General features: G+C 68.3%; 22 protein-coding genes. 3 read left to right on the forward strand and 19 right to left on the reverse strand.

Features of this window, described 5'->3' with window-relative positions:
• The 8 genes from BN13_RS01140 to BN13_RS18205 all read right to left on the reverse strand — a co-directional run bounded on the left by BN13_RS01140 (position 1) and on the right by BN13_RS18205 (position 7656).
• The gene (locus BN13_RS01140) at positions 1–888 is read right to left on the reverse strand and encodes a pseudouridine synthase (protein ID WP_048543741.1); all 888 of its coding nucleotides are present in this window, start codon (positions 886–888) and stop codon (positions 1–3) included.
• The gene (scpB, locus tag BN13_RS01145) at positions 885–1475 is read right to left on the reverse strand and encodes an SMC-Scp complex subunit ScpB (RefSeq protein WP_048543743.1); all 591 of its coding nucleotides are present in this window, start codon (positions 1473–1475) and stop codon (positions 885–887) included. The genes BN13_RS01140 and scpB overlap by 4 nt, the downstream gene beginning before the upstream one ends.
• Positions 1472–2374, reverse strand: coding sequence for a segregation and condensation protein A (locus tag BN13_RS01150; protein ID WP_048543745.1), 903 nt, complete (start codon positions 2372–2374; stop codon positions 1472–1474). The genes scpB and BN13_RS01150 overlap by 4 nt, the downstream gene beginning before the upstream one ends.
• A 5-nt stretch (positions 2375–2379) precedes the next feature.
• Positions 2380–3270: a ParA family protein gene (locus tag BN13_RS01155; protein WP_048543747.1), complete on the reverse strand. Its 891-nt coding sequence runs from the start codon at positions 3268–3270 to the stop codon at positions 2380–2382.
• 62 nt (positions 3271–3332) lie between these two features.
• On the reverse strand, positions 3333–4265 hold the full coding sequence (gene xerD, locus BN13_RS01160) for a site-specific tyrosine recombinase XerD (RefSeq protein WP_235433894.1): 933 nt from the start codon (positions 4263–4265) through the stop codon (positions 3333–3335).
• Positions 4262–5377: an alanine dehydrogenase gene (ald, locus tag BN13_RS01165; RefSeq protein WP_048543749.1), complete on the reverse strand. Its 1116-nt coding sequence runs from the start codon at positions 5375–5377 to the stop codon at positions 4262–4264. Before ald ends, xerD begins: the two co-directional genes overlap by 4 nt.
• An 89-nt stretch (positions 5378–5466) precedes the next feature.
• Positions 5467–6825, reverse strand: a complete 1359-nt coding sequence (locus BN13_RS01170) for a DUF349 domain-containing protein (protein WP_235433895.1) — start codon at positions 6823–6825, stop codon at positions 5467–5469.
• Positions 6826–6831: 6 nt separating this feature from the next.
• Positions 6832–7656: a peptidylprolyl isomerase gene (locus BN13_RS18205; RefSeq protein WP_084733879.1), complete on the reverse strand. Its 825-nt coding sequence runs from the start codon at positions 7654–7656 to the stop codon at positions 6832–6834.
• A 40-nt stretch (positions 7657–7696) separates the two neighbouring features.
• Between BN13_RS18205 and BN13_RS01180 the strand changes: the two genes are divergently transcribed.
• Both BN13_RS01180 and hisS read left to right on the forward strand, forming a co-directional pair.
• Complete coding sequence (locus BN13_RS01180; protein ID WP_157038369.1) at positions 7697–8401, forward strand: MBL fold metallo-hydrolase; 705 nt, start codon at positions 7697–7699, stop codon at positions 8399–8401.
• On the forward strand, positions 8398–9717 hold the full coding sequence (gene hisS / locus BN13_RS01185) for a histidine--tRNA ligase (protein WP_048543751.1): 1320 nt from the start codon (positions 8398–8400) through the stop codon (positions 9715–9717). The genes BN13_RS01180 and hisS overlap by 4 nt, the downstream gene beginning before the upstream one ends.
• A gap of 132 nt (positions 9718–9849) precedes the next feature.
• Here hisS and BN13_RS01190 read toward each other — a convergent pair whose 3' ends face one another.
• The 10 genes from BN13_RS01190 to pdxT all read right to left on the reverse strand — a co-directional run bounded on the left by BN13_RS01190 (position 9850) and on the right by pdxT (position 20371).
• Positions 9850–12180 carry a RelA/SpoT family protein gene (locus BN13_RS01190; RefSeq protein WP_048543753.1) on the reverse strand — a complete coding sequence of 777 codons (2331 nt, stop codon included), beginning with the start codon at positions 12178–12180 and terminating at the stop codon, positions 9850–9852.
• A 125-nt stretch (positions 12181–12305) separates the two neighbouring features.
• Complete coding sequence (locus BN13_RS01195) at positions 12306–12848, reverse strand: adenine phosphoribosyltransferase (RefSeq protein ID WP_048543755.1); 543 nt, start codon at positions 12846–12848, stop codon at positions 12306–12308.
• Positions 12845–14131: a protein translocase subunit SecF gene (gene secF / locus BN13_RS01200; RefSeq protein ID WP_048543757.1), complete on the reverse strand. Its 1287-nt coding sequence runs from the start codon at positions 14129–14131 to the stop codon at positions 12845–12847. Before secF ends, BN13_RS01195 begins: the two co-directional genes overlap by 4 nt.
• Positions 14128–15993: a protein translocase subunit SecD gene (gene secD / locus BN13_RS01205; RefSeq protein ID WP_048543758.1), complete on the reverse strand. Its 1866-nt coding sequence runs from the start codon at positions 15991–15993 to the stop codon at positions 14128–14130. The genes secF and secD overlap by 4 nt, the downstream gene beginning before the upstream one ends.
• A complete protein-coding gene (gene yajC, locus BN13_RS01210; protein WP_048543760.1) occupies positions 15993–16325 on the reverse strand; it encodes a preprotein translocase subunit YajC in 333 nt (110 codons plus the stop codon). The genes secD and yajC overlap by 1 nt, the downstream gene beginning before the upstream one ends.
• Positions 16326–16474: 149 nt before the next feature.
• The gene (gene ruvB / locus BN13_RS01215) at positions 16475–17581 is read right to left on the reverse strand and encodes a Holliday junction branch migration DNA helicase RuvB (RefSeq protein WP_048543762.1); all 1107 of its coding nucleotides are present in this window, start codon (positions 17579–17581) and stop codon (positions 16475–16477) included.
• The gene (gene ruvA, locus BN13_RS01220; protein WP_048543764.1) at positions 17578–18177 is read right to left on the reverse strand and encodes a Holliday junction branch migration protein RuvA; all 600 of its coding nucleotides are present in this window, start codon (positions 18175–18177) and stop codon (positions 17578–17580) included. Before ruvA ends, ruvB begins: the two co-directional genes overlap by 4 nt.
• On the reverse strand, positions 18174–18692 hold the full coding sequence (gene ruvC / locus BN13_RS01225) for a crossover junction endodeoxyribonuclease RuvC (RefSeq protein ID WP_048543766.1): 519 nt from the start codon (positions 18690–18692) through the stop codon (positions 18174–18176). The genes ruvA and ruvC overlap by 4 nt, the downstream gene beginning before the upstream one ends.
• Before the next feature lie 275 nt (positions 18693–18967).
• On the reverse strand, positions 18968–19726 hold the full coding sequence (locus BN13_RS01230; protein WP_048543768.1) for a YebC/PmpR family DNA-binding transcriptional regulator: 759 nt from the start codon (positions 19724–19726) through the stop codon (positions 18968–18970).
• 45 nt (positions 19727–19771) lie between these two features.
• Positions 19772–20371: a pyridoxal 5'-phosphate synthase glutaminase subunit PdxT gene (gene pdxT / locus BN13_RS01235; protein ID WP_048543770.1), complete on the reverse strand. Its 600-nt coding sequence runs from the start codon at positions 20369–20371 to the stop codon at positions 19772–19774.
• Positions 20372–20424: 53 nt separating this feature from the next.
• On the opposite strand from pdxT, the gene BN13_RS01240 reads away from it, so the two are divergent.
• Positions 20425–20682 (forward strand): hypothetical protein, encoded by a 258-nt coding sequence (locus BN13_RS01240; protein WP_157038370.1) that lies wholly within the window; start codon positions 20425–20427, stop codon positions 20680–20682.
• A gap of 122 nt (positions 20683–20804) precedes the next feature.
• Here the strand turns inward: BN13_RS01240 and pdxS are convergent, their stop codons facing one another.
• Complete coding sequence (pdxS, locus tag BN13_RS01245) at positions 20805–21707, reverse strand: pyridoxal 5'-phosphate synthase lyase subunit PdxS (protein ID WP_048543774.1); 903 nt, start codon at positions 21705–21707, stop codon at positions 20805–20807.
• Positions 21708–21962 lie beyond the last annotated feature (255 nt).

Consider the following 21962-nt stretch of genomic DNA (forward strand, 5'->3'; position numbering starts at 1 on the left):
TCAGAGCCCCGCCGCCTTGTAGAGCGCGGCGATCTCCTTGGCGCTGAGTGGCCGGTACTTCCCGGGCTTGGTGTCGCCCAGCCGAACCGGGCCGACCTGCGTGCGGGCCAACGCCTGCACCGGATGCCCCACCGCCTCCAACATCCGTCGCACGATGTGCTTGCGGCCTTCGTGTAGCACGACCTCGACGATCGCCTTTCCCGGCAACGAGTCGACCAGCTTGAATGAGTCGACGCGCACGACCCCGTCGTCCAACTCCACCCCCTCGCGCAGCTGCTTGCCCAGATCGCGCGGGATCGGGCCGGGGACCTGCGCGACATACGTCTTCAAGATCCCGTATGCCGGGTGCTGCAGTCGGTTCGCCAACTCACCATCGTTGGTCAGCAGCAGCAGCCCTTCGGTGTCGGCGTCCAACCGGCCCACGTGGAAGAGGCGCTCGCGCCGCTGGGCGACGTAGTCACCGACATTGACCCGCCCCAACTCGTCGTTCATCGTCGTCACGACGCCGAGCGGCTTGTTGAACGCCAGGTAGACCCGCTCCGGGTCGGTCTGCACGCGCTCGCCGTCGACATGGATGATCGCGCCCGGCGGGACGCGGATGCCCAACTCCAGCACGATCTGCCCGTTGACTTCCACCCGGCCCTCGGCAATGAGTTCCTCACACTTGCGTCGCGACCCCACCCCCGAGGCAGCCAGGAGCTTTTGGAGGCGTATGCCGTTCGGGTCGTGCACATCCACGGCCTCGCCGGGGCGCTCCACCGGTGGGCGGGTGGGCTGGCTCTTGCGGGTCGTCCCGGCGTTGGCGGGTCCGGTGCGCCGGGGACTGCCCGGACGCCGGTTCGGCCCGGGCCGGCCTCCCGTTCCGCGTCGGGCGGGGGGTGGGGTCATGACGGGGCTCCTTCGGCGAGGGCGTCGAGGTCGGCGATATCGGGCAGGTAGGGCGCGAGCGCCGGAAGTTCGGACAGGTCACCGAGTCCCAGGCGCTCCAGGAAGTAGGTCGTGGTCCCGTACAGCACAGCGCCGGACTCGGGCTCGCTACCGAGTTCTTCGATCAGCCCGCGGGTGGTCAGGGTGCGCACGACGCCGTCGACGTTGACCCCCCGCACGGCGCTGATCCGGCCACGGGAGATGGGTTGCCGATAGGCGATCACGGCGAGCGTTTCCAGCGCCGCTTGGCTGAGCTTGGCCTGTGCCCCGTCGATCAGGAACCGCTCGACGGCCTCGGCATACTCCGGGCGCGAATAGACCCGCCACCCGCCCGCGACATAGCGCAGCGCGAATCCCCGGTCGGCGTAGTCCTCCTGGAGCGCCGCGAGATGCTCGTCGACGGCGGCGGCCGGGACGTCCAAGGCGGTGGCCAACGTCAGGGCGTCCACGGGTGTGTCGACGACCATCAGGATCGCCTCGATCGCCCCGCGCACCCAGGCGGGGTCGGCGGCGGGTGACTCGCCGTCGGGGAACAACGGGTCGGTCATGGCTGCTCCTTCGCCGGCTCGGCCTCGGGGTTCGGCGAGGCGTCGTCGAACTCATCGGTGATCGTGACGTCGCCGTCGTTGGGCCCGGTCCATCGCACCGTCAACTCCCCCAGTGCTTCGGCCTGCTCGAAGGCCACCGCGGATTCCCGGAACAGTTCCAGGAGCGCCAAGAAGCGCGCGACGACGACCAGTTTGGACTCGGCATCGGCGATCAGTGTCCGGAAAGACAACGCCCGGTCGCGGCGTAGCCGCTGCGCGACCAGGCTCGCCTGCTCCTGCACGCTTACGGCTGGGGCGTGCAGGTGGGCCAGCCCGACGGTCGGCGCCACCTTGGGGGTCAGCGCCCGGGCGGCGATCCGCGCCAGCTGCTCGGGCGTGACGGTCAGCACCAATTCCGGCAGGAGTTTGGCGAAGCGGGGTTCGAGGCCGGCCTGGCGCGGCATACTCGCGGCGCCGGCGGCGAGCCGGTCGGACAGGAAAGTCGCCACCTGCTTATAGGCCCGATATTGCAGCAACCGCGCGAACAGCAGGTCGCGGGCCTCGATCAGGGCGAGGTCCTCCTCGTCCTCCTCCCCCAACTGGGGCAGCAGACGGGCGGCCTTGAGGTCCAACAGGGTCGCCGCGATCAGCAGGAACTCGCTGGCCTGCGACAACTCCACATCGCCGTCGTCGCGCCGGGCCGTGAAGTGCGCGATGAATTCGTCGGTGACCTGGGCAAGCGCGATCTCGGTGATGTCGAGCTTGTGCTTGGCGATCAGGCCGAGCAGCAGATCGAACGGACCCTCGAAGACGTCGAGATGCACCTCGAAAGCGCGGGTCGGGGTCCGCTTGGTGATCACGCCGCCGGGAACGACGTCGCTGCCCACGTGGCCGTCCCCGGTGAGGACGTCGGCTTCCATCGTGCTCAGGGGGACCCGCCGCGCGCGATCAACTCGCGCGCCAACTGCCGATAGGCGCCCGCGCCTTGGTGGGCCGAGGCATAGGTCGTGATCGGCTCGGCCGCCAGGGTCGCATCCGGGAACTTCACCGTGCGGGAAATGACCGTATGGAAGACCCGGTCACCGAAGTGGCGGACCACGGACTCCACGACCTCGCGGCTGTGGAGGGTACGCCCGTCATACATCGTCGGCAGGATCCCGTCGATGGTCAGGCGGGGGTTGAGTCGGTCAGTGACCTTCTCGATCGTCTCGACCAGCAGGGCGACGCCGCGCATGGCGAAATATTCGGTCTCCAGCGGGATGATCACGCCGTGCGCCGCGGTCAGGGCGTTGACCGTCAGCAGTCCCAGCGACGGCTGGCAGTCGATCAGGACGACGTCATAGTCGTCCATCACCGGACGCAAAATCCGCGACAGGACCTGCTCGCGGGCAACCTCGCCGACCAGCTGCACCTCGGCCGCCGACAGGTCGATATTGGCCGGGATGAGATCGAGGCGAGGCACGCGCGTGGAGCGAATGACGTCGCGGACGTCGTGACCGCGCTCGACCAACAGGTTGTAGACCGTCACGTCCAGGGCGTTGGCGTTGATGCCGAGTCCGACTGACAGGGCGCCCTGAGGGTCGAAGTCGACCAGCAAGACCTTGCGGCCATATTCTGCCAGCGCGGCGCCCAGGTTGATCGTGGTCGTCGTCTTGCCGACCCCGCCCTTCTGATTGCACATCGCGATGACGCGCGCCGGGCCGGTGCCCGTCAGTGGCTGCGGCTCGGGGAAGGCGGGGAGCACCCGTCCCGTCGGCCCGAGCTGACCGACCGCGGCATCCTCGGTGCCCGGTAGGTGAACGTCGCTGCGCTCCAACTTTGCGCCTTCCCGGTCGAACCAGCCGTGGTCGGCGTCCCGCCGATCGACTCACGACCCTATCAGCGCGCCCGGGGGTGGCTCCCGGCATACACCTCGCGCAGGCGGGCGATGCTGACCTTCGTGTAGATCTGCGTCGTCGTCACCGAGGAATGCCCGAGGAGTTCCTGGACGATCCGGACGTCGGCGCCGCCGTCGAGCAGGTGGGTGGCGAAGGAGTGCCGGAGCGTATGGGGAGTCACCCGCCCCCCGAGACCCGCCCGGTCCGCGACGGCGTGGATGATTCCCCACGCCCCCTGGCGGCTCAGCCGCCCGCCCCGGGTGTTGAGGAAGAGCGCCGGTGTGCCCGTGCCGCGCGTGGCCAGGGCCGGCCGGGCGCGCACGAGATAGGCGCTGACGGCGGCCGCGGCATATGTCCCGAGGGGAACGAGCCGCTCCTTGTTTCCCTTGCCCCGCAACCGGATCACGCCTTCATCGAGGGCGAGGTCGTCGATGTCGAGGCCGGTGGCCTCGGAGATCCGGGCGCCCGCGCCATACAGGATCTCCAGTAGGGCCTGATCCCGCAGGGCCGACGCGTCGTCGCCGACGGACGCGACCGAGAGTAGGCGGTCGACATCCTCGATCGAGATGGCCTTGGGCAGCCGGTCCGGGCCGGCCGGTGGCGAGACCGCCGCGGCCGGATCGGCGGTCAGGGTGGCGTCGAGGGCGAGGAAGCGGTGGAAGGTGCGGACGGCGACCAGGCTCCGCGCGGCCGACGTCGTGCTCAGCGGCGGCCTGTCGTCGTCGCCGGTGCGCAGGTGGACGAGGAAGTCGGTGACGTCCGCCTCGGTCACCGCACGCAGGTCATCGATCCCGCGGCCCGCGAGGAAGGCGAGATAGCGATCGCCGTCGCGTCGATAGGCGGCGAGCGTATGCCGCGAGCGTCCCTTCTCGACGTCGAGGTGGGTCAACCACTCGCGCACCGCCCGACCGGGATCGACGCGGTCCCCGCTCACGCCACCGTGGCCGCGACATCGACGAGGGGGAGGTCGAATGCCTCGGCCACGCCCGGGCAGGTGAGCTGCCCGGCAATGGTGTTGAGCCCCAGGGCGAGGGCCTTGTCGGCCTGGCAGGCCGCGCGCCAGCCCTGATCGGCGAGCTTCACGGCATACGGCAAGGTGGCATTGGTCAGGGCCCAGGTGGAGGTGTTGGGGACCGCCCCGGGCATATTGGCGACGCAGTAGTAGGTGGAGTTGTGCACCGTGAACGTCGGGTCGGCGTGGGTGGTAGGACGGCTCCCCTCGAAGCAGCCGCCTTGGTCGATGGCGACATCGACCAGCACCGAGCCGGGTTTCATCTGCGCGACCATCTCCTGCGTGACGAGCTTTGGCGCGCGCTTGCCCGGGATGAGCACGGTCCCGATGACCAGGTCCGCCGCGAGCACCTGCTCGCGTACGGACAGGGCCGAGGAAGCGATCTGGCGAACCCGGTTGTCGTAGCGCCAGAAGCTCATGCGCAGCTTGTCGAGATCGGTGTCGAGCATGGTGACTTCGGCGCCCATGCCGAGGGCGATATTGGCAGCGTTCTGGCCGGCAACGCCGGCGCCGAGCACAACGACCTTGGCGTTGGCCACCCCGCCGACCCCACCCATGAGGACGCCTCGGCCACCGTGGGCCCGCATCATGGCATGAGCCCCGACCTGCGGGGCCAGGCAGCCGGCGACCTCCGACATCGGATAGAGCAGCGGCAACATGCCGGAGGGCAGTTGCACGGTTTCATAGGCGATCGCCGTGACGCGCTTCGCCAGCAACTCCTCCGTCAACGGCTGATCCGCCGCCAGATGCAGGTAGGTGAACAGCGTCAGGTCCTCGCGGAGGCGGTGGTATTCCTCCTCGACGGGCTCCTTGACCTTGAGCACCATCTCGGCCTCGCCCCAGAGGTCATCGGCGGCATCGACGATGCGCGCGCCTTGGGCGACGAACTCCTCGTCGGTGATCGAGCTGCCGAGGCCCGCGCCTTTCTGGATGAGCACCTCATGGCCGTGGGCCACGAGTTCACTCACGCCGACCGGGGTGATCGCGACGCGATATTCGTTGTTCTTGACCTCGCTGGGTATGCCGATTCTCACGGCTCCCCACACTAGACCTCAGCGGCCGACGCCGCGGGGGCGACCACGCCATCGTGGGGAGCCGATGCCATCGGGACGACGGCGTCCGATCAGCCGAACTCGGCCAGGCCGCCTTGGGCTTGTTCCAGCCAGGACTTCTGGGCGGCGAGTTTGGCCGTGAGGTCGCTGACCTTCGTGGCATTGCCGGCTGCGGTCGCCGCGGCGAGGTCGTCTTCCAGCTTCGCTACGGAGGCCTGTAGTTGCGTGGCCAGGGAGTTGGCGCGGGCGGCGACCTCGGGGTTGGTGCGCTTCCACTTGCGCTCATCCGCCTCGCGGACGGCGGCCTCGACGCGGCGCATCGCCTTCTCGGTGCGTTCGATGTCGGCGCGGGGGACCTTGCCGGCCGCCTCCCACCGATCCTGGATCCCGCGTAGCGCGGCCTTCGTGGCTTCGATGTCCGTGACGGGCAGCAGCTTTTCGGCTTCGGCTAGCAGCGCCTGCTTCACCTCGAGGTTGGCCCGGAACTCCTGATCCTCGGCGGCCACGACCTCATCCTTGGCGTGGAAGAAGGCGTCCTGGGCGGCCTTGAAGCGCTCCCACAAGGCGTCGTCCTCGGTGCGGGCGGCGCGACCCGCGCCGCGCCACTGATCCATCAGCCGCTTGAACGCGCCCGCGGTGGCTGCCCAGTCAGTGCTCTTGGCGAGCGTCTCGGCCTCGCTGACCAGCGCTTCCTTGGTGCGCCGGGCATCGCCACGGCTCGTCTCCAGCTCGGCGAAGTGGCTGCGGCGCGCCTTGTCGAAGGAATTGCGCGCCTTGCTGAACCGCGTCCACAGGGCCGCCTCGACGTCCTTGTCCAGGCGGACACGCCCGCGCTGCAGTTCCTTCCAGGTGTCGAGCAACGCGCGCATCGTCTCGCTGCTGGTCTTCCACTGGATGCGCTCCAGGGGTTGCGCGGCGATGGCCTCGGCCTGGCTGACGATGCCTTCTCGAACGCCTTGAGCCTCGGCCTTCGCGGCCGCCCGGGCGGCCGACTCAGCCTCGCGCTTGCTGGCGATCTCCGCCTCGATGGCATCGAGCGTGGCACTCAGTGCGGCCAGGTCACCGACCACATTGGCATCCTGCGCGTGCACGCGAAGCGTCTTGAGCCCGTCGGCGAGGTCCTTGCTGGCGACATCGGGGACGGAGGCGCGCTGGTGGAGGAGATCGGCGCTGGCGAACAACTCGTCATACTTCCGGGCGAAGTACTGCAGTGCCTCCTCCGGGCTGGCCCCGGGATACGACCCCACCGCTCGTTCCTCGCCCTCCGCGAGCTGCACATAGACGGTGCCGTCCTCGCCCACGCGACCGAAGCGGGCGGAGTCGGAATGGGGCAGCGCGGGTGCGGACGGGGCGGCGGGAGGCTTGGGGCGCGCGGCAAACATCGCCGGGCTGGGCGCAGGGGCGGCCGACGGCTTCGGCGTCTCGGTCACGTCTGTTCAGTCCTTCGTCTCAGTCGTCACGGACAGCGTGCTGATCGGAAATGCCGGCGCGCCGTCAGGCGCACCGCCTTCCGCACCACCCGCGGCAATCTTGTCCACAATATCCATCCCGCTCAGCACGCTACCGAAAACGGTGTAGCCACCTGCCTTGTCCGTCGGAATCGGGGAGTCCCGATAGACAATGAAATACTGCCCGCCATTGCCTTCGGCGTTGTCGCCTTGGCGCGCCATGGCCAGCACACCACGCTTGTAGACATTGTCCGCGGGGGCGTTCTCGATGGCGAAGCCGTATCCGGGGCTGCCGTTCAGGCTCCCGGTTGGGTCACCGCACTGCAGGACGAAGATCGACCCGGCGGTCACGCGCGGGCAGGGCGCGTCCTTCCAGTAGCCCAGCCGCGCCAACTGGACGAAGGACGCCACCGCGAGCGGAGCGTTGGTCCCATCCAACTCGGCGACGATCTGACCGCAATTCGTGTCGATCGTCGCGATGACGCGCTTGCCCGTGACGTCGGCGACCTCGGCCGCGTCCGGCTTCGTCAGTTCGGCCGCGGTCCCCGGCACGCCCGGAGCGGGCGAGCATCCCGCCGCCGTGGCCAGGCTGCTCGGGGCTGTCGGGCTGGCAGGGCTGCTGGACGTCGACCCGGGCTTGTCGGATCCGGCGCTCTTGGCGATCGCGATGAAGGCTCCCACGAGGGCCAACAGCAAGACGGCGACGATGGCGGCCACCCGCATCCGCTGCTGCTCCGCCTGCCGCTCGGCCAGCCGATCCTGGCGGCGTTCGTAGCGCCGCTTCGCCCGGGCGCGCTCTTGCTCCTTCGTCACGGGACGGAAGTCTGTCACGCCCCGGTCTAAGGTCTACCCCGTGTTCATGCTGTCTTTCCCCGCCGCCGCCTTCGCGACCAATTGCTATGTCGTCGCGACGGCACCCGGACAGGAATGTCTTGTCGTCGACCCGGGCATCGGGGTCGTCGACACCCTCCGGTCCGTGTTCGCCGAGCATCGCCTCCGGCCAGCCGCGGTCCTGCTCACGCACGGCCATCTGGACCACGTCTTCTCCGTGACACCCGTATGCCGCGACGCCGGCCCGGCATACGTGCCCACCTTCATCCATGGTGACGACCGCTACCGGCTCGAGAACCCGGTCGACCTCCTCTCTCCCGATTTGAAGGCGATGTTCATCCAGCAGTTCGGGCGGGATGGGTGGCAGGAGCCGGCTGACGTCAAGACCATCGCCGACGGAGACAGCGTCCAGATCGCGGGGATCGATCTGGACGTGCGGCACGCACCCGGGCATACCGAGGGGTCGGTGATGTTCGGGATGGACGCCATTGCCAATGGGGTGCCCGGCGAGCTGGACCGGACAATGTTCAGCGGCGACGTGCTTTTTGCCGGGTCGATCGGTCGCACCGATCTCGCCGGCGGCAGCACCGAGGCGATGACCGATTCCCTGCGCGATGTCGTGCTCCCCCTCGCCGACTCCACGCTCGTGCTGCCGGGGCACGGACCGGCCACCACCATGAAACGCGAGCGCGCGACCAATCCCTACCTGCAAGGATTGACCCAGTGAGCAAGATCGCCCCGATCTCGGGTTTCCCGGAGTTCTCCCCCGCCGAGCGCATCGTCGAGCAGCGCTTCCTCGATGTGATCCGGGAGACCTTCGAACTTCACGGCTTCTGCTCGATTGAGACCCGCTCGATCGAGCCCATCACCCGGCTGAGTTCGCAGGGTGAGGATGCCGACAAGGAGATCTATACGATCTCGCGGCTGGCCGGCAGAGCGCGGGATGACAGCAAGTGGGGGCTGCACTTCGACCTGACGGTGCCCTTTGCGCGCTACGTCCTCGAGAACGCCGGGACGTTGGATTTTCCGTTCCGCCGCTATCAGATTCAGAAATCCTGGCGTGGCGAGCGCCCGCAGGAGGGCCGCTACCGGGAGTTCACGCAGGCCGATATCGACGTCGTGGACGTCGGCACCCTCGCCCCGCATTTCGAAGCCGAGATGCCGCTGGTGATCGCCGATGTGTTCCAGCGATTCCCGGTCGGTGACTTCGTCATCCAGGTCAACAATCGCAAGCTGGCCAACGGCTTCTTCGCCGGGCTTGGGCTGACGGATGTCGCGGGAACCCTGCGCACGATCGACAAGCTCGACAAGATCGGGCCGGAGGCTGTGCGGGAGCTGTTGCTGGCCGGGGGCGCAACGCCGGCGGCTGCCCAGGCGTGCCTGGACCTGGCTGCCATCGCCACCGACGACCTGTCCTTCGTGGATCGGGTCCGAGCGCTGGGGGTCGATCACCCGGACCTCGACGAGGGCATCGAGTCCCTGGCCGCGGTCATCGAGACGGCGCGGGCCAACGCGCCCGGCAAGGTCGTGGCCGCTTTGAAGATCGCGCGCGGCTTGGACTACTACACCGGCACGGTCTATGAGACGTCGCTGCGCGGGCACGAGTCGTGGGGCGCGGTGTGCTCTGGCGGCCGCTACGACGCCCTCGCCTCCGACGGCAAGACCACCTATCCCGGCGTCGGGATGTCGATTGGTGTCACCCGGATCCTCGGCCTCCTTTTTGGCAGTCGTATGCTGCGCGCCTCCCGCGCGACGCCGACCGCCGTTCTCGTGGCGGTCACCAACGAGGATGACCGGCCGGCGTCCACGTCGGTGGCAACGGCGCTGCGCGCCAATGGGATTCCGTGCGAGGTCGCGCCTCGGGCGGATCGCTTCGGCAAGCAGATCCGGTATGCCGACCGACGCGGCATACCGTTTGTCTGGTTCCCGGGTGCGGAGGGTGGTCAGGTCAAGGACATCCGCTCCGGCGTCCAGGAGGCTGCCGACGCGGCCACGTGGCGGCCGCCGGCCGCGGACCTGGCGCCCAGCATTTTGCGCGACTGACCTACCCCGCGCAGTTCTCCGCTCGTCCCTCGCTCCGATACTTCGCGAGGACCCCTTCCGGGAGTTTCGCAACCAGACCTAGCTCAGACTCGGTTCGGCGCGGGTGCTCGGCGCGGGTGCTACTGGTGCCGCTCAGTCACCAGTCGCACTCCCGCCGCGCTTGATCTCGAAGACGCCAATGACCTTCTTGACGGCCTTCGTGACGTGGTCGAGGTGCGTGGAGTCGCCCATCTCGAACTGGAAATGCAAGACGGCGAACCGGTCCTTATTGGTCGACACATTGGCGCCGAGGATGTTGACCCCATTATCAGCGAGCACGCGCGTGATGTCGGAGAGCAGGCCCTCGCGGTCGAGGGCGAGGACCTCAATGTGCACCCGGAACAAGGTCCCCGGCCCGAGGTCCCAGGACACCTCGACGAGGCGCTCGGGGTGGCTGCGCAGGGACGTCGCATTGGTGCAGTCACTGCGGTGCACCGAGACCCCGGCTCCTCGGGTGACGAAGCCAAGGATCTCGTCGCCCGGAACCGGGGTGCAACACTTCGCTAGCTTGACGAAGACCTCCCGGCCCATACCAGCGACGCTGATGCCGGGCTCGCCGGAGCGGCGCCGGGCCGGACGACCCACGCGGACGGACTCGGCGACGTCCTCCTTGGCGCCCTCGTCGCCGCCGACCGCGTTGACCAGACGAGCCACGACGCTCGCTGCCGAGACGTGATTGTCGCCGACCGCGGCATACAAGGCATCGACGTCGGCGTAGCGCAACTCCGCCGCGACCGCGGCGAGCATCTGGTGGCTCATCATGCGCTGCAGGGGCAGGTGTTGCTTGCGCATCGCCTTGGCGATCGCATCCGTGCCGGCCTCGACGGCTTCCTCGCGACGAGACTTGGAGAACCACTGCCGGATCTTGTTGCGGGCGCGCGGCGAGACGACGATATTGATCCAGTCGTGAGACGGGCCGGCGCCTTCGGCCTTCGACGTCAGGATCTCCACGACGTCGCCGTTGTCGAGCCGCGACTCCAACGACACCAGCCGCCCATTGACGCGGGCCCCGACGCAGCGGTGTCCGACCTCGGTATGAACGGCATAGGCGAAGTCGATCGAGGTCGATCCATTTGGCAACGTGATGACGTCGCCCTTCGGGGTGAAGGTGTAGACCTCCCGCGCTGACATCTCGTAGCGCAGCGACTCCAGGAACTCGGTGGGGCCCTCGGTCTCGCGCTGCCAGTCGATCAACTGGCGCAACCACGCCATGTCGTTGATGTCGAGGGGATCGTCGGCGCCGCTGCCCTTGCCGGAACCGCCGCGGTCCTCCTTGTACTTCCAGTGGGCGGCCACGCCGTATTCGGCACGCCGGTGCATGGCGTGCGTGCGGATCTGGACTTCGACGGGTCGCCCCGACGGGCCGATCACGGTGGTGTGCAGGGACTGGTACATATTGAACTTCGGGATGGCGATGTAGTCCTTGAACCGCCCGCCGATCGGCTTCCACCGCGCGTGCACCGCCCCGAGGGCGGCATAACAGTCCTTTTGTGATTCCACGAGAACACGCACGCCGACGAGATCATGGATGTCGTCGAAGTCGCGGTGCCCGGCCACCATCTTTTGGTAGATCGAGTAGTAATGCTTCGGCCGGCCCGAGACGGTCGCCTTGATCTTGGCCTCTGCCAGATCGGCTTCCACCTGACTCTGCACGGTGTGGAGGTACTCAGCGCGCTCTCCGGCACGCTCGGACACCTGACGACGAATCTCTTCAAAGACCTTGGGATAGAGCGTGCGGAACGCGATGTCCTCCAGCTCCCACTTGACGGTGTTCATCCCAAGCCGGTGCGCCAGCGGAGCGAAGATGTCGAGCGTTTCGGTCGCCTTGCGACTCGCCGAATCGAGCGACACCGAACCGAACGTGCGCGCGTTGTGGAGCCGATCGGCCAGCTTGATGACCAGCACCCGGATGTCACCGGCCATCGCCACAATCATCTTGCGGACGGTCTCGGCTGCGGCGAGTTCGCCGTACTGGACCTTGTCCAGCTTGGTCACGCCATTGACCATGTGCGCCACCTCGGCGCCGAAGTCTCGCTCGATGTCGGAGAGCGGAATGTCGGTGTCCTCGACGACGTCGTGCAGGAGGGCCGCGGCCAGCGTCACTGGGGTCATGCCAAGCTCGGCCAGGATCATCGCCACGGCCAATGGGTGGGTGATGTAGGGATCGCCCGACTTGCGCATTTGGCCGCGATGGGCCTCCTCGGCCACGACATAGGCCCGCTGGAGAATCGAGACGTCGGCGCGGGGGTGGTTTTGCCGCAGCAGGGAAATCAGGGGATCGAGTATCGGATCATGGGCGGCCGCGCGTGGGCGGCTGATCCACTCAAGGCGGGCGAAAGCCCGGCCACGTGCGGTCGTGTTGCTGGTCGACGGGGGGACTGGAGCACCGGACGTGGGGCCTCCGGGGGCGGCCTCCTCTTTCATGCAGAGATGTTAGTCGCTCGGTCAGACCCTCTCGAACGCGCCTGCCGGCTGGGGCGGCCCGGCCACCCCTCCAGCGAGGTGTTCCTGCAGTTCAGTAACGCTTTGGACGCGCCGAGAAAGGTGACTCAGGCCACAGTCAGGCTGTAGACCTCACGGCCCACCAATGCGCTGCGCCCACCGAGGGCCGCCAGTTCCATCACGACGTCCAGACCGACGATCTCGGCCCCGACGAGTTCCAGGAGCGCACAGGCAGCCGCCGCCGTGCCGCCCGTGGCGAGCACGTCATCGACGACGACGATGCGACTTCCCGGTGCCACGGCGCCCTCCTGCACCGCGATGCGCGCCTGGCCGTACTCCAAGTCATAGGACACCTCCACCGTCGGGCCCGGCAACTTCCCGGCCTTGCGGACCGGAATGAAGCCGACCCCCATCGCGTGCGCGAGCCCGGCGCCGAAGATGAAACCGCGCGCCTCGATCCCGGCGACGAAGTCGACTCTTCCCGTATGCCGCCTGGCCCCGTCCGCGACGATCGCGGCGAAGGCCTCGGGGTCGGCCAGCAACGGCCCGATGTCCTTGAACAAGATCCCTGGTGTCGGGAAATCTTGCACGTCGCGGATGCGCGACTCCACCAACGAACGCAGCGCATCAGGCGCTTGCGCGCCGCTCATCGCTTGGACTTCGGCGGGCGCTTGGGCTGGTTGCGCGGACCCGCCTGGGCCCACTTGTGCACCTTCCGGCCGGTCAGCGTCCCGGACTCGCCATCGGCACGGACGTCATCGGGGGTTCGCGGATCGGCGGCATCGGCTGCCCGCTGAGCGGCCGGACGAACTGCGGGGGCCGCAGGTCGAGCGGGGGCGTCACTCCGCTGGGCTTCGGCGGCCGTGGGAGTCCCGCTGCCGACCGCAACCCCGGCGCTCGCAGGTATGGCGTTTGCCTCCTCGCGGGCGGCCCGCTTGGCTGCCGACGCGGCGACCTTGCCGTCGTGCCGCGCGGCCGACTTGGCCAACTTGACGATCTCCGGCTCGCGTGAGCGCAAATGCACCAGGAGCGGTGAGGCGATGAAGATCGAGGAGTAAGCGCCCACGGCCATACCGATGAAGAGGGAGAGGGTGAGGTCGAGCAGCGTTCCCGGACCTAGCCGGGTGAAGGCCAGCACGAGAACCGCGGCGATGGGAAGCAGCGCCACGACGGTGGTGTTGATGGAGCGCACCAGCGTCTGGTTGACGGCGAGGTTGGCGGCCGCGGCATACGACGTGCGGTGATTGGCCAGGGCCTCGGTGGTGTTCTCACGCACCTTGTCGAACACGACGACGGTGTCATAGAGGCTGTAGCCGAGAACGGTGAGGAAGCCGATCATGGTCGCCGGAGACACTTCGACGCCGGTCAGGGCATAGATGCCGACGGTGAAGATCATGTCGTGCAGCAGCGCCACCAGCGCCGCCACGGACATCTTCCAGGTGCGGAAGTAGATCGCCATGACGAGGCCGACCAGGACGAGGAAGACCAGCAGTGCGCGCAGCGCCTGTTTGCTGACCGACTCACCCCAGGACGGCCCGATGAAGTTGGCCGAGACGTCGCTCTCCGGCGCCTTGAAGGCGCTGCCGAGGGCCTGGCGCACCTCGGCGCTCGTGGCGTCGTCAAGCTTCTCCGTCTGGACGCGTACGGTGTTGGCGCCCAGCTTGGTGACGCTGGGCTCGGTTCCCGGAGCGACTCGCTCGACGGCATCCTTGGCGGTGCTCTCGTAAGTCGAGCTGACCGCGATATTGGACACCCGGAACTCCGAGCCACCGGTGAACTCGATGCCGAGGCTGAGGCCCCGCAGGAGCAGGCCCGCGACGGCAAGGGTGATGGCGACGGCCGAGATGGTGTACCAGAGCTTGGTGCGACCGACGAAGTCGATCGAGCGCTTGCCGGTGTAGAGATCGTTGCCGAACTGGGCGAAGCGGCTCATGCCTGGCTCCCTTCGGTCGCGGCCTGGCGGGGCCCGGCGAAACGGCCACGCCCGACGTAGCGGGTGGCGGACACGCCCAGCCGCTCGGGGTCCAGCCCGGACCAGCGGTGACCGTCGGCGAAGAAGGGCCGGCGCGCCAAGAGAGAGACGATCGGGTGGGTGAAGAAGAAGACGATCAGGATATCGATCAAGGTCGTCAGGCCGAGGGTGAAGGCGAAGCCGCGGACGCTGGAGGAGGCGAGGAGGTAGAGCACCAAGGCGCCGAGGAAGTTCACGCCATCGGCGGCGAGAATGGTGCGCTTGGCGCGGTTCCACCCGGTGTCGACGGCCGTGCGCAGCGTGCGGCCTTCGCGGACTTCGTCGCGCACGCGCTCGAAGTAGACGATGAAGGAGTCGGCGGTCACGCCGATGGCCACGATCAGACCGGTGACGCCGGCCATGTCCAGCCGGTAGTTCTGAGCCCAACCGAGCAAGGTGATCACGAGATAGGTGATCAACGCTGCGAGCACGATCGAGGCGACGGTGACCAGGCCGAGGGCGCGGTACTGCATCAGCGAGTAGAGGACGACGAGCACCAGACCGACCAGTCCGGCCAACAGGCCGAGACGCAACTGCTCTTGACCCAGGGTCGGGGAGATCTGGGTGCGTGTCTGAAGGTCGAAGGAGATCGGCAGGGCGCCGAACTTCAACTGCTTGGCGAGTTCCTGGGCTGAGTCGTAGGTGAAACCGCCGGTGATCGAGGAGCGGCCGCCGGTGATCGCCTCGTTGAACTGGGGCGCCACGATGACGCGCGAGTCGAGAGTCGAGGCGAGGCGGTTGCGCGGGCTCGGCAGGGCGAGCATCTCGATGCTGAGATCGGCATACGTCTTGCTGGCGGCGGAGTCGAAAGTGAGCCGGATCTCGACCTCGGGGGTTGGCTGACCGTTGGGGCCGGGCTTGTAGTCGGCGACGGCGTCGGTGATGTCCTTGCCGTAGACCGCGACCGGTCCGAGGATGAACTTCTCGGCACCGTCGGAGGAGCAGGTCACCAGCGGCTTGGCGGGGTCGTCCACCACATTGGCGAGCGCCTCGGCATTGGCGCAGTCGAGCTTGGTGAATTCGGCCGTCAAGGCCTCGGTGATCCACGCCTGGTCAGTCGGGCTCGTGGGCGTGCCGGACGGCGTGGCCACACCCGAACTAGACGACTCGGAGGCGCTGTCCGTCGACGAGGTGGCGGTGTCGCTGGACGTGCCCGAGGTGGCAGACGCAGCCGGAAGGGCCGACCGCTCGCGCGACCGGGACGCCGAGGTGGATGAGTCAGAAGCCCGACTGGCGGAGTCCGATGACGCCGATTCCGCCTTCGTGGTGGTGCCCGACCCAGAGGTGGCCGTTCCGGAGGACGTGCCGGTGCCGGAGGTCTCGGAGCCGGACGTCGACGACCCGGAGGGCGTGGTAGCGGTGTCGGTCGGCGTCGGCGCCGCCGCGGACGGCTGAGCGACCAGCACCGGACGGAACTGCAGGGCGGAAGACTGGCGAAGGTTCTCCTCCTGCTCGCGCGACGGGTCTCCGGCCATGCTCACGACGATGTTGTTCTCACCCTGAGTCGTGACCTCGGCGCCGGTGACGCCCTGGGAATCGACCCGCTCGGAGATGATGTCGCGGGCCTGTGCCACTTGGGCGGCCGTGACCTTCTGATCGCCCACGACGCGCGGGGTCAGGACGAGTTGGGTGCCGCCTTCGAGGTCGAGGCCGAGTTTGGGCGCCAGCGAGGCGGTGCCACCGAGGTGTGCGCCAACCAGCAGCCCACCGAGCGCGAGTGTGGCGACGAGCATGCCGATGAGGGTGCGCAGGGCATGGTTGGGCCGGGCCTGAGTGCGCGCCATCAGTGGTTACCGTCCTGGATCGGTCCCGCGGTGGCGGTGCCGGGTGGCGCATACAAGGCACCGATGGCGCGACGGTCGAAGCGCAAGATCGTCCCTGGCGCTGCCTCCAGGCCGACCTCACCGTCGCTTAGGCTGCGGATGCGACCGATCATGCCGGAGGTGGTGACCACCTCATCGCCCACCTTGAGTTGCTCTTGCATCGTGACCATCGCGCGGCCGCGACGTCGCTGGGTGAACATCAAGAAGCCGAGCAAGAGCAAAGGGAGCAGAAGCAGCAGAAGACCGCCGCTACCTGACGAGGTCGAGTCGGCGAGCGCGAGGCTCGTGTGCATGGTGAAGGGTCCTTAGCAGATAACAGTCAATGGGCATGCAAAGGCCTGGCCAAGTGCAGCCGGTCTCCGGCAGTGTAGGCGAGGGTCGCCGTCCGACCCAACGACCGCGCTCCCTCGGCGGGTTCCCACGAGGCCGGCGAGGGCTGGGTTCAGGGGGCGAAGCGGCCCGGCGTGGGTTCCTCCATCGGCAGCATCGCCTGCGCCGTCGACGATGCTGGTGGGGTCAACCCGAGGTGGGCCCAGGCCGCGGGCCGAGCCAATCGGCCGCGTGGGGTGCGCTCGAGGAAGCCTTGCCGGACGAGATACGGCTCGGCGACGGTCTCCACCGTGTCGGGTTCCTCCCCCACCGCCACGGCGAGGGTGGTGATGCCGACCGGTCCCCCCGCGTATTTCCGGCACAGCGCCTCCAGAACCGCCCGGTCCAGCCGGTCGAGCCCGACGGGGTCAACGTCGAAGAGTTCGAGGGCCGCGGCGGCGGCGGCGTGATCGATCCTGCCGTCGCCATGGATCTGGGCCCAGTCGCGGACCCGGCGGAGCAGCCGATTGGCGATGCGGGGGGTGCCGCGCGAGCGGCCGGCAATCTCGACCACCGCGTCGTGGTCGATCTCCACCCCCAGCAACGAGGCCGACCGGCGCAGGATCAGCGCGAGATCGGCCGGGTCATAGAAGTCGAGGCGCCCGGTAAAGCCGAAGCGGTCGCGCAAAGGGGCCGGCAGCAACCCATCGCGCGTCGTCGCGCCGACGACGGTGAATGGTGGCAACTCCAGCGGGATCGCGGTGGCCCCCGGGCCTTTGCCCACGATGACGTCGACGCGGAAGTCCTCCATCGCGAGGTAGAGCATCTCCTCTGCCGCGCGCGCCATCCGGTGGATCTCATCGAGGAAAAGCACCTCGCCCTCGTCCAGCGACGAGAGGACGGCGGCGAGGTCACCGGCGTGTTGGATCGCCGGGCCGCTGGTCACCCGGATGGGGCGCTCCAACTCGGCGGCGACGATCATCGCGAGCGTGGTTTTGCCCAGCCCAGGCGGTCCCGAGAGGAGGATGTGATCCGGTGCGGCGCCCCGCCCCTTGGCCGCTTGGAGCACAAGGTCGAGCTGGTCCCGCACCCGGGGCTGCCCGGGGAACTCGGCCAGCCGCCGGGGTCGAAGGGCCGCCTCGACCACGCGCTCGTCGTCGGAGCCGGCATTATCGAGGACCCGGCTGGACTCGAAGTCGCCGTCGCCTTCGCGAAGCTCGCTCGCATATCCCTTCGTCATCGCCGAAGCTCCCGCAACGCCAAGCGGAGGTATGCCGCGATGTCGCCCGCCGCCGCTCCCTCGCCCGCGGCGACCTTTTCCACCGCAGACTCGGCCTGCTTCGCGTTCCAGCCCAGGCCGACGAGGGCCTCGGTGACCGGCGCGCGCCAATCCCCGGGGGCGTGGGCGGCCGCGGCGCCCGAACCGGCGCCCGGGGCAGCGCCGACCTTGTCGCGCAACTCCAGCACCAGTCGATCGGCGGACTTGGGCCCGACGCCGGGGATCTTGGTGAGGGCCCTCGCATCGCCGCTGGCCAGCGCCGCGCGCAACTCCTCGGGCCCCATCACCGAGAGCATCGCCAGGGCGAGCCGCGGACCAACTCCGCTGACGGTCTGCACGGTCTCGAACATGTCCCGCTCCGCCCGGGTCGCGAACCCGAAGAGGGTGAGACTGTCCTCCCGCACCACCAAGCTGGTGGCGAGAGTGGTCTCGGCGCCGGCCCGGGCCGACCCGGCTGTCGTCGGAGTCGTATGCACGAGCAGCCCGACTCCCCCGACCCGGACGACGAGACGATCGAGCCCGACGAACTCCACGACTCCGGCCAGGCTGGCGATCATCGGGGGCCTCCGGCGCGGGCGGCGGCCGCGGCATACCGAATCTCAGTCCCGCCTCGCCAGGTGTGGCAGATGGCTAGGGCCAGAGCGTCGGCGGCATCAGCCGGCCGGGGCTGCTCGGTGAGTTTGAGGATGCTGGTGACCATCTGGGTGACCTGGGCCTTTCCGGCGCGCCCGTCGCCGGTGACGGCCGCCTTGACCTCGGTGGGGGTGTGGAAGGCGACCGGGACGCCGGCCTTGGCGGCGACGAGCAGGGCGATGGCCGTGGCATGAGCGGTCGTCATGACGGAGGCGACGTTGACGTCCGCGAATACCCGCTCGATGGCGACCACGTCGGGTTCGAAGCGACGGACCCAGGTCGTGAGGTTGTCCTCCAGATAGAGCAGTCGCTCCCCCGTGTCGCGGTCGCTCGGCGTCCGGATGACGCCCACGGCCACCATCCCCGCCCGCCCCGGCCGACCGTCGACGACACCCAGCCCGCACCGAGTGAGGCCGGGGTCGATCCCGAGGACACGCACGCGCGCTTCCTTCCGCTGGCCGGGGTGCGAACACCTGTTCGGAGACCAGGCTACCCACCCCACCCCCGTCGCCCCTCGCGCAACACGCGGGCCCGGGTTAGCCGGCTTCGGACTGGCGAACTTCTGCTCCCCGGACTGGCGAACTTCTGCTAGCAGCAGTTAGTCAACTGTGGACACCTAGCAAGTTGTCCGCAGTTGACTAACCTGTGCTGAGTTGTGCCGGGGACGCTGAGTTGAGCTGTTGCCGCGACATCCCGGGCGCCGGCGCGCCGCGCTCAGTCTTCGTCGTCCAGTTGGGCCAGGACGTCGTCGGGGATGTCGCCATTGGCGAAAACGTTCTGGACATCGTCGGAGTCCTCGAGGGCATCCACGACCCGGATCATCTTCTTGGCGCCGTCCAGGTCCAGCGGTACCTGCAGGTTCGGGACGAAGGAGGCTTCGGCGGAGTCGAAGTCGATCCCCGCGTCCTGCAACGCCGACCGAACCGCGATCACGTCCGTCGCCTCCGAGATGATCTCCCAGCTGTCGCCGTTGTCGTTGACCTCTTCGGCCCCCGCGTCGAGGACGACCTCCAGGATGTCGTCCTCGGACTTGGCGCCCTTGGGCACGATGACGACGCCCTTGCGGTTGAAGATGTAGGCCACCGAACCCGGATCCGCCAGCGACCCACCATTGCGCGACAGCGCGGTGCGCACCTCCGCGGCCGCGCGGTTGCGGTTGTCGGTGAGGCACTCGATCAGGATGGCGACGCCGCCGGGGGCGTACCCCTCATACATGATCGTCTGCCAGTCGGCCCCGCCCGCCTCGGCACCGGAGCCGCGCTTGACCGCGCGGTCGATGTTGTCATTGGGCACCGAGGACTTCTTGGCCTTGTAGATCGCGTCCCACAGCGTCGGGTTGCCCTCGGGGTCGCCGCCGCCCTGCTTGGCCGCAACTTCGATGTTCTTGATCAGCTTGGCGAACAGCTTGCCGCGCTTGGCGTCCTTGGCGGCCTTCTGGTGCTTCGTGGTGGCCCATTTGGAGTGGCCGGACATGCGGTGTCCTTCTCGTCGGGTGAGGTCGGGGGCTGGCGAACGATCCTACGCGGCGCGCACCATCGCGGCGAAATAGCTGTGGAAGCGATGATCTCCCGTCACCTCGGGGTGGAAGGAGGTGGCCAGCAGCGCTCCTTGCCGGATGGCCACAGGGTATGCCGCGCCGTCGCGTTCCACGGCCGCCAGCACCTCGACCGCGCTCCCCCATTCCTGAACCCACGGCGCGCGGATAAAGACCGCGCGGACGGGCTCGGGGCCGAGTTCGCGGATGCGCAGGTCGGTCTCAAAGGAATCGACCTGGCGTCCGAAGGCGTTGCGCCGCACCAGGATGTCGAATCCGCCGAGGGTTTGCTGGTCGGTGGTGCCGTCGGCGATGCGGTCGGCGAGCATGATCATTCCCGCGCAGGAGCCGTATGCCGGGAGCCCAGCCGCAAGCCTGGCTCGCAGCGGCTCGAACAGGCCGAAACTGCGCACCAGCTTGTCCATCACGGTCGACTCCCCGCCGGGGATCACGAGTCCGTCGATGCGCTCGATCTCCTCGGGGCGCCGGACCCGAATCGCCTGGACGCCGACTGCCGCCAGCGCCGCAAGATGTTCGCGCACATCGCCTTGGACGGCGAGCACCCCGATCGTCGGCATCGTCATATCGCTCCTCATCTTTCGCCTTGTTGGCGCCATTCGCGGCGAACCCTGGGATCATGACGCACGTGGACCCCATCGTGCGACCGGCCACGACCGACGACGCACCAGCCCTGGCGGAAGTCTTCTGGCAGATTCGGCAGGAGTGCATCCCCCAGATCCCGATGATTGTCCATCCCCGCGACAGCGTCGAACCCTTCCTGCGCGCTCAGATCAATTCGGCGATGACCTGGGTGGCGCCAAGCCAATACGCCGGCGATCCGGTTCTACGAGCGGCATGGCTTCAACCAGGTCCGCTGGACCGACGGGGACAATGACGAGGGTGCGCCCGATGTCCTGATGGTCTGGCCGGGGACTGCTCCGACCCGGTGAGGTCAGCGGGGCCCGCGGGCCGGCGCTCCGCCAGTGACGTCGGAGGGCCTGCCGACGACCGGTTGCGTCACCAGCCGCGCTCGGCCAGCCGGTGCGGCTGCGCGATTTCCTCGACGTTGATCCCAACCATCGCCTCGCCAAGTCCGCGCGAGACCTTGGCGATCACGTCGGGGTCGTCGAAGAAGGTTGTCGCCTTCACGATCGCTTCGGCGCGCTGCGCGGGGTTGCCGGACTTGAAGATGCCCGATCCCACAAAGACGCCCTCCGCGCCGAGCTGCATCATCATCGCGGCGTCGGCCGGGGTGGCGATGCCGCCCGCGGTGAACAGCACGACCGGCAACTTGCCGGCCTGGGCGACTTCCCGCACGAGTTCGTATGGTGCTTGCAACTCTTTGGCGGCCACGAAGAGTTCGTCCTCGGGCAGGTTTTGCAGCCGGCGGATCTCCTGACGAATCTGGCGCATGTGGGTGGTCGCGTTGGAGACGTCCCCGGTGCCCGCCTCGCCCTTGGAGCGGATCATCGCCGCACCCTCGGTGATTCGGCGCAGCGCCTCGCCGAGGTTGGTCGCGCCACAGACGAAAGGCACGGTGAAGTTCCACTTGTCGATGTGGTTGGCGTAGTCCGCCGGCGTCAGCACCTCGGATTCGTCGATGTAGTCGACTCCGAGCGCTTGCAGCACCTGAGCCTCGACGAAGTGGCCGATGCGGGCCTTGGCCATCACCGGAATCGAAACGGCTGCGATGATGCCGTCGATCATGTCCGGGTCGCTCATCCGGGACACTCCACCCTGCGCGCGGATGTCGGCGGGCACCCGCTCCAGCGCCATGACCGCGACAGCGCCGGCGTCCTCGGCGATCTTGGCCTGCTCCGGCGTGACCACGTCCATGATGACGCCGCCTTTGAGCATCTCGGCCATCCCGCGCTTGACGCGCGCGGTTCCGGTGGAAGTCTCGGTCACATTGGTGCTCATGGCGTTCTTTCTCGGGACGATTCGCTCGAAGCACGGTTGTGCGACGGCAGGGCTGTCGATAGCGGGGTCGCTCGGAGTCTAAGCCGTCGCGCCGGGGGCCGATCGCACCGCGGGAATCTCGTCGTCGAACTCGACGGTCTGCGGCAAGTCGGCATGCCCGGCCAATCGGAACAGGCGCACGACCACCTTGCCCCGCACCCGCTGGACGTTCTTGACCGAGTTGTTCAGGAACCGCCGCGCGAGTTGGACGCGGCG

It is taken from the genome of Nostocoides jenkinsii Ben 74 (assembly GCF_001046875.1).
Lineage (GTDB): Bacteria > Actinomycetota > Actinomycetes > Actinomycetales > Dermatophilaceae > Nostocoides_A > Nostocoides_A jenkinsii.

Coding starts and splice junctions, on each gene's coding strand:
- BN13_RS01140 (WP_048543741.1), bottom strand. CDS start 888: ATGACCCCACCCCCCGCCCGACGCGGAACGGGAGGCCGGCCCGGGCCG.
- scpB (WP_048543743.1), bottom strand. CDS start 1,475: ATGACCGACCCGTTGTTCCCCGACGGCGAGTCACCCGCCGCCGACCCC.
- BN13_RS01150 (WP_048543745.1), bottom strand. CDS start 2,374: ATGGAAGCCGACGTCCTCACCGGGGACGGCCACGTGGGCAGCGACGTC.
- BN13_RS01190 (WP_048543753.1), bottom strand. CDS start 12,180: ATGAAAGAGGAGGCCGCCCCCGGAGGCCCCACGTCCGGTGCTCCAGTC.
- BN13_RS01195 (WP_048543755.1), bottom strand. CDS start 12,848: ATGAGCGGCGCGCAAGCGCCTGATGCGCTGCGTTCGTTGGTGGAGTCG.
- secF (WP_048543757.1), bottom strand. CDS start 14,131: ATGAGCCGCTTCGCCCAGTTCGGCAACGATCTCTACACCGGCAAGCGC.
- secD (WP_048543758.1), bottom strand. CDS start 15,993: ATGGCGCGCACTCAGGCCCGGCCCAACCATGCCCTGCGCACCCTCATC.
- yajC (WP_048543760.1), bottom strand. CDS start 16,325: ATGCACACGAGCCTCGCGCTCGCCGACTCGACCTCGTCAGGTAGCGGC.
- ruvB (WP_048543762.1), bottom strand. CDS start 17,581: ATGACGAAGGGATATGCGAGCGAGCTTCGCGAAGGCGACGGCGACTTC.
- ruvA (WP_048543764.1), bottom strand. CDS start 18,177: ATGATCGCCAGCCTGGCCGGAGTCGTGGAGTTCGTCGGGCTCGATCGT.
- BN13_RS01230 (WP_048543768.1), bottom strand. CDS start 19,726: ATGTCCGGCCACTCCAAATGGGCCACCACGAAGCACCAGAAGGCCGCC.
- pdxT (WP_048543770.1), bottom strand. CDS start 20,371: ATGACGATGCCGACGATCGGGGTGCTCGCCGTCCAAGGCGATGTGCGC.
- BN13_RS01240 (WP_157038370.1), top strand. CDS start 20,425: ATGACGCACGTGGACCCCATCGTGCGACCGGCCACGACCGACGACGCA.
- pdxS (WP_048543774.1), bottom strand. CDS start 21,707: ATGAGCACCAATGTGACCGAGACTTCCACCGGAACCGCGCGCGTCAAG.